Origin of the sequence: Candidatus Burkholderia verschuerenii (assembly GCF_001189365.1) — a bacterium.
Classification (GTDB): Bacteria; Pseudomonadota; Gammaproteobacteria; order Burkholderiales; family Burkholderiaceae; genus Caballeronia; species Caballeronia verschuerenii.
The window spans coordinates 1-6,811 of record NZ_LFJJ01000250.1 but is presented as its reverse complement, the minus strand read 5'-3'; the positions used below and the strand labels follow the sequence as shown (position 1 = coordinate 6,811).

General features: G+C 54.9%; 7 protein-coding genes and 1 pseudogene. 4 read left to right on the top strand and 4 right to left on the bottom strand.

What is annotated here, in order from left to right; translation table 11 throughout:
- Window positions 1-798: 798 nt before the first annotated feature.
- The 4 genes and pseudogenes from BVER_RS26595 to BVER_RS26580 all read left to right on the top strand — a co-directional run.
- Window positions 799-1,268 (top strand): annotated as a pseudogene (locus BVER_RS26595) (IS110 family RNA-guided transposase); the annotation flags it as partial.
- A gap of 66 nt (window positions 1,269-1,334) precedes the next feature.
- A complete protein-coding gene (locus tag BVER_RS26590) occupies window positions 1,335-2,330 on the top strand; it encodes an alpha-2-macroglobulin family protein (RefSeq protein ID WP_050455816.1) in 996 nt (331 codons plus the stop codon).
- A 14-nt stretch (window positions 2,331-2,344) separates the two neighbouring features.
- A complete protein-coding gene (locus BVER_RS34645; RefSeq protein ID WP_050455815.1) occupies window positions 2,345-2,650 on the top strand; it encodes a hypothetical protein in 306 nt (101 codons plus the stop codon).
- Between the two features lie 79 nt (window positions 2,651-2,729).
- Entirely contained in the window at window positions 2,730-3,677 is a 948-nt protein-coding gene (locus tag BVER_RS26580; RefSeq protein WP_083452380.1) for a helix-turn-helix domain-containing protein, read from the top strand.
- Here the strand turns inward: BVER_RS26580 and BVER_RS31930 are convergent.
- The 4 genes from BVER_RS31930 to BVER_RS26565 all read right to left on the bottom strand — a co-directional run bounded on the left by BVER_RS31930 (window position 3,674) and on the right by BVER_RS26565 (window position 6,681).
- Window positions 3,674-4,054, bottom strand: a complete 381-nt coding sequence (locus BVER_RS31930; RefSeq protein ID WP_157056242.1) for a hypothetical protein — start codon at window positions 4,052-4,054, stop codon at window positions 3,674-3,676. The genes BVER_RS26580 and BVER_RS31930 overlap by 4 nt on opposite strands.
- On the bottom strand, window positions 4,054-4,590 hold the full coding sequence (locus BVER_RS26570; RefSeq protein ID WP_198155406.1) for a YuxH family protein: 537 nt from the start codon (window positions 4,588-4,590) through the stop codon (window positions 4,054-4,056). The genes BVER_RS31930 and BVER_RS26570 overlap by 1 nt, the downstream gene beginning before the upstream one ends.
- A gap of 97 nt (window positions 4,591-4,687) precedes the next feature.
- Window positions 4,688-4,999 carry a YuxH family protein gene (locus BVER_RS31925; protein ID WP_157056240.1) on the bottom strand — a complete coding sequence of 104 codons (312 nt, stop codon included), beginning with the start codon at window positions 4,997-4,999 and terminating at the stop codon, window positions 4,688-4,690.
- 71 nt (window positions 5,000-5,070) lie between these two features.
- Entirely contained in the window at window positions 5,071-6,681 is a 1,611-nt protein-coding gene (locus BVER_RS26565; protein ID WP_083452379.1) for a methyl-accepting chemotaxis protein, read from the bottom strand.
- Window positions 6,682-6,811: the final 130 nt, after the last annotated feature.

Genomic DNA, 6,811 nt, shown 5'->3' with positions numbered 1-6,811 from the left:
CTTACCCGGAACAATGGACTCCAGTCGTCCCCATATCTCATCGGTCAGCAACATTCGACTCATCTTGATCGCTTACGCAAAAGATGAGATGTAAACACATTTCTTCAAATGTGAACAGAGCCTAGGGTTGAAGTGACAGTCTTCGACGACAGCATTGTCCTCGGCGCAAAGGGAGAGGCCCCAGAGCAGAGACTACCTTCCGATCAAAATAATCTGATGATTCCCTGGCGGCTCCAGCACGCAGCTGCAAGTGTTCCCGGCAAAGCGCGCCGGTCATCGGAAGATCGCATGACCGCTGCGGCAATGATCGGCAGCCTTCTGAACAGTCGCGAACAGTCCGCTTGCAAGAAAACTAAACATATTCACATAGACATACGAACGAAAAAATTTGTGAATCGGGAATTCGGACTTTAAGGAATTGCACGGCGGCTGTATCGCGATCTGGCGCACACACAAGTCCAGCCGCTCGGCCGCCTGATAGCAACCGAGCGCCCGTCAACGACCGCTTCGATGACCTTTCACCGATCGACTTAATGCATTCTTATGGTGATCGTCTCGATCTCGGGCATGACGGGCTCCGCAACATGCGAATACCAGTCCAGCTTGCGCTCAAAACCCCGAGGTACGACCTTTGTACTTTGCTCAAGTACGACACTACTACTTTGCTGTGACAGCAAATGTTGCCGCAAAGTAGATGGAATGGTCGCCTCCCGCCTAACGGTCATCCGTTGCCGCAGCTCGGTAGACTGGAGCGTGCGACATTGCTGATTCGGCATGTCCGCCGCAAAGAAGAGCCAAATGGAACCTTCGACCATTGCCATCGATCTGGCCAAGCGCGTCTTCCAGATTCACTACGTCGATCGCGAGACTGGCGCGATTCACAGCAAGGCGCTCAAACGTGCACAACTCGTGCCGTTCTTTGCGAACCGGCCGTCATGCCGGGTTGTCATGGAAGCCTGCGGTAGCGCTCATCATTGGGCCCGAACTCTGGCACGGCTCGGCCACGACGTGCGGCTTATAGCGGCCCAGTTCGTGCGGCCATTTGTGAAGTCGAACAAGAATGAATGATGCGGCTGACGCGGCGGCGATCTGGGAAGCTGCTCAACGCCCTGGCATGCGATTCGTGGCGGTCAAGACCGAGGATCAGCAGGTGATGCTTGCGATGCACCGAATCCGCCAGCAATTAGTCAGGATTCGCGTCATGCAGATTAATCAGCTTCGTGGATTGCTGTACGAGTTCGGCGTCGTACTGCCGCAAGGCCGTCGCCCATCGATTGAGGCTGCGAAAGCGGCTCTACACGGTACCGGATTCGTTCAACGGCAAATTGCGCGTGATGGCGGTGTCCGTATCGCCCGATTTGATCGGGACCTATGAAGGCGCGATGACCGTGCGTGGCGATTTCGTGCTGTCGCCGAACGCGCCCACGACGCTCGCGCCAGGCGACGAAGCGGATGTGAGCGTCGCCGTGGCGAACAACCTGAGCGGCGCACCGGACAAGCCCGTGCCGATCGCCGTGACGCTCGCGGGCGGGCCGCAGTTACAAGCGCTCGGACAGGCCACGCAAAACGTGATGCTCGCGCCGATGCACGAAGGCGTCGTGATGTTCCGTATCAAGGCTTTGAGCGCGCCGGGCGCGGGCACGCTGACGTTCGAGGCACGCTACGGAGGCAAGACGGCGCAGCAGCGCGTCGAGGTGTCGGTGCGGCCTGCCACGCCGATGCGCACGCAAATCGAGTTCGCTAGAATCGATTCGGGCGGCAAGCGCAATGTCCCGGGCCTGCGTGACATGTACGACGCCTACGCGAAACGCGTCGCGACGATATCGACCACGCCGCTCGTGCTGTCGGCGGGTCTTACTTCGTATCTGGAGAGCTTCGATCATTACTGCACCGAGCAGATGGTCAGCGCGATGACGCCACGCCTCATTGCCGCGAAGACGATGGGCATGCCAACACCTTCGGACGATCTGCTCGGGAAGTTTTTCGACCGCCTGCGGACGCGCCAGAACGCGCAGGGCGGCTTCGGCGTGTGGACCGCGACGGTCGACGCCGAGCCTTTCGTGTCCGCCTACACCATGCATGTTCTGCTCGATGCGAAGGAACGCGGCTTCGCGCCACCGGATGATCTGATCGATGCGGGCAATCGATATCTGCGTCAACTCGCATCGAACGATCGGCTGGATACGCTCGATTTGCTACGTCAACGCGCCTATGCAGTGTACCTGCTGACGCGTCAGGGCAATCTGACGACTAACGATCTAGCGGCCGTGCAGAAGCGTCTCGAAGCGGCGTATCCGAAGGAATGGAGGACCGATGTCGCTGCTGTGTAGCTTGCTATGCATTGATGAAGCAGGACAAGGAAGCGGCGCTGCTGATCGCGCAGCCGCAGGCGGTATTGCAGCGCGATGCATCGGATAAGGCGCCGTTTGCCTTCGGCTACTACGACACTACGACGGTTCGACATGAGCCTACCTCCCTGCCGCGCTTCCCGACTCACGAGGCACGAGATGGAAGGCATCTAAGGAAATTTCTTAGAGATCGTACGCTGTGCAAGAAACTTGGCAGAACCGCGCGAGGGCAGGTCAAGCAAGTCTTCTGGAATGTACGCAAAGCGCACTCTTACGGCAGAAAGCGCATTTTATATTTTTGACGTCAATAGATTGACACGGACGGCGCCATGGTGCTGTTTAATGAGGTTTAACTAAAAACCAAGCGTCGCGGACGCGGCTATGATTGAACCACTTTACGAATTTACCGACCCGCAACAGGTTGAGGAGCACTACCGAGTACGGCAAGGAAATATTTGCGTAACCCCAAGCGTTATCGGAGAGTTTAAATACAAGAAACGATCAGTGACGACGCCGGGGATGCTATTGCGAATGTCTCAAATAGACACGCCCTGGTCTTGGAAGAACTTCAACGACGTAAACGCGTTTCTCATTTGCCTTCCCACGTCCGGCGCGGCCACCTGGTCCATTGAAGGGCAATGGCGTTCGCGCAAGTCGGCTTTCGTTACCGACAATCGGTTGATTGACGGCGCTCAGTACGCGCCGTCGACGCGCATTGATACACTCGTGGTGTCGTCACAGTTAATACACGCCGACCTTGCCGCATTGACCGGGGCGCCCTGCCACAAGCGCCTTCACTTCAATCCCGAGTTGACAATATCTAATAATATTAGTCAATGCCTTTCCCATATTGCAGAGGCTATGAAAGTGATCGGGCCTAGCCATGATGGCCGGGAAAACACGATCGCTCTTACCTACCTCCGCCAGGCATTCACCACGATCCTTTTACAAAATATCCCTCATAGCTATACCGACCTACTTAGGTCAGTTCCGACGAATGTGACCCCTGGTCGGATCAAACGTGCGATTGACTTCATCCACGCGCACGCGCACGAACCGATCCGTTTGCCGCAGATTGCCGCCTCCGCAGCGCTTAGCGTGCGTGCTCTTCAAAATGGATTTCTACGATATCGCGGAGTGACTCCCATGCAATACCTTAAAAATATCAGACTACAACGCACGCGCGAAGATCTTCTAAACGATCAGATAATCGCAACATGCGAGCAGATTGCATCACGGTGGGGATTCTTTAATTTTTACCGTTTTTCTCAAGCCTATTTTGCCGCCTATGGTGAGCTTCCACGAACCACTCACCGTAAAGTTCGTTAATGCTGTCCAGACGCTCTGCGAGGTGTGCCCAAAGTCAAATAATGCTGCTTGCCCGTCGTAGACAGGAAAACTATAGCTTTGAATGGCAGGACAAGAGAGAGATACTGTTCGAACAGTAAATTGAGAGAATGATGAACTCCGACGCCGAAAATAAAATAGTGTTGTACATCCAACCCGCGCTGCGCGGATGGTCTGGAAGGCTGCTTGTCGGCAGCGAAGAGATTGGAGACCTCACCGGCATGACACCTAGAGAGGTTAAGCGCTCTGCCGAAGAGATTGGCTTCCCCCCAGACCTGGTATTCATTGATGACGAGCCTAATAGTTGAAAATGATGGACGTTTAACAACCGGCTCCTGCCATTCTTTGGCGCCGTCCATCAAGCCACCAGTTCAAGTCCCATATCCGAACCGATGGCGGCAGCTGCATCGAACCGCCCTGCTTCAACTTCCTCCGCAAGTGAAAGCAAACGTCCCAACTCTCCGCCGCGCGCGATGATTGCCTCTTGAATTAGCGGGCTTATTGGCAACTCACCGATGAATTCCTCTGGCCCTACACCATTCGGTATATGCGCTAATGATAGAAGTCCGGCAAGCCACGCGCTTTGTGAGAACTCCGGATCTCTTGCGCGGTATTCGTTTGCAGCACACTCCATGAAGGTTGATCGCCGCTCGACCAAGCTAAGCAAGGGGTCGATACCTGCTGCGTTATTTAGTCCATCGCCGTACAACAGCAAGCAACACCAGCGGACCAATTGCTTGTGACCAACCACCGACATGGCCTGTTTGACCGAAGTAATCGCCGCTGAGCGAGTCCGGCAATTGCCACCACTGTTGGCGAGTCGCAACATCTGTACGACCAGCGTCGGGATATCTTTTAGCGCCCTTTCTAAATTCTCATCGCTTGCGTCGTCCATGAGTAGTCTTAAGACTTCGCAGACCCCGGCGTAAGACGCCGAGGTCCGCTTTGCAGCAAGGATTTGCGGTTTAGCAAAGTAATATCCTTGAAACAAGTCAATTCCAATGAGCGTCGCAGCCGCATGCATCTTCTAGGATCTCAAGAACGAACCGCCGAGGCGGCAAAAGGTCAACTGAGCCAGAGAGCAAAAATTCCGCTGGACAGTTGATAAAACCGTCAACTTCGCCCAATGTGTTTTCTAAGCCGAAAGCTCCCAACGCGCGCTCCACAACGGCTGCACTGCAAGCGACTCCATCATGAATAATCGCGGTGTTCGATTGCCCGTTTCGAAACAGAAGCTCGTACGCGACAACTGAGCCACGTCTGTCAATAATCGGTTGGCGAGCAACCAGCACATTGTCCTTCATAGCAGGCTCAAAACGATTGAGTAAGATTGCACGACAAAGCCCGTGCTAGTCGTGCATTTTCCGTGTAGTGCTTAGAACTGTGCCCAATCGCCGTCGTTCTTTAGTCCCGCAAGCTGCGCTTTGGGCGGAGAATTTCGACGTGACGTTGACTCCGTACGTCGCAATTGAGCCGCGCTGTCGGAAGTAGGTCTCGCCCAAGCCCCATCGTCAACTTTGAAGAGCGCCACAGCATCATTTAATTCGCGACCTTGATCTTCAAGCGACTTTGATGCGGCAGCAGCCTCCTCAACCAAAGCGCTGTTTTGCTGCGTCACCTCGTCCATTTGACCAATAGCTTGATTCACCTCTTCAATACCGCGTGTCTGCTCACTGGAAGCGGCCGCAATTTCACCCATGATGTCTTTCACGCGGGCGACAGCGTGCGTAACATCCGCCATCGTCTTCCCCGCGTCGTCGGCAAGAACCGAGCCCTCTTGAATCATGTGGACTGCTTCGCCAATCAACTCTTTGATTTCTTTTGCCGCAATGGAGGACCGCTGCGCGAGGTTGCGAACTTCGCTTGCGACGACAGCAAAACCCCTGCCTTGTTCACCTGCGCGCGCTGCTTCAACGGCAGCATTGAGGGCAAGAATGTTCGTTTGAAATGCAATCCCTTCGATTATTCCCGTAATTTCCGCCACTTTGGCAGAGCTACCGCTTATATCACCAATCAAGCTAACCACGCGATGTACAACATCGTTTCCTGTTTTCGCAACCTCGGCTGCGTTGACCGATAAAGCGCTCGCCTGCTGAGCATTCTCTGTGTTCCGCTTGACCGTTTCAGTCAGTTGTTCCATGTTTGATGTAGTCTGTTGAAGCGCGGCCGCCTGCTCTTCTGTTCGAGAAGATAAATCAACGTTGCCGGCGGCGATCTCGCTAGATCCCGTCGCAATACCGTCCGATGCCAAACGCACTTTCGCAATCAACTCCACCAAGCTAGACTGCATTGCGGACATCGATGCGAGCACGCTTCCAGCCTTTGCATCATCTACGCCGTGAACCGAGCTCAGGTCTCCCGAGGCGACTTTCTTTGCAGCGGCCGCTAGTGCCGCCGGCTCGGCTCCTAATTCGCGCATTAAGCTACGGGTGATCACTAAACCTGCAAGGAGAGCCCAAGCGATAGCCCCTGCGCATAATGCGAGCAACATATTGCGCTGACGGACGTATTGCGCTTCAGCCTCCCCTACTAGCTGTTGCGCACGCTCATTGGTTGCGTCGCTATAGTCCCCCACGGCCTTGATCAACGCGTTGAGCAACGGGCGGCATTTAGTATCAATAGCGGCAACGGCCGCATCGTGCTGTTTGTTCACCGCAAGCTGATAGATGTCCAACGCCACCGGTCGATAGAGCGTTTCCACACGCCCGATTTCGGCTGCGAGGACTCTCGGCTTCTCCGTCATGTCTGTCGCGGCGGCGACGAGAGCATTGAACTTTTGAAGCCGTTCCTCTACCTGTGCCTCGGCGATTCGAACTTTCTCGCCTTCGACTCGAATGTCTTCCGGTGAGGTCACAAGAACAAGGTTTCGGACAGCAAGCGCTCGATCACTCACCGCATCTCTGACGCCTTTCGCCAATTCAGCGCGAGCGTTGATATCCTTGACGAAATTGGAGAATCGACTATTTGCGTCGTCAAGCGCGACCATCGTTAGTCGGGCCTGCAAAATTGAATTTGCCGGAATGGACCCAACGACGCAGTCTGGTGCAGACGTAAACGCACATCTCAGCCAGGTCTGCAGCGCACGAGTAGAGGTTGAGGCATGACGTTGAGCTGAA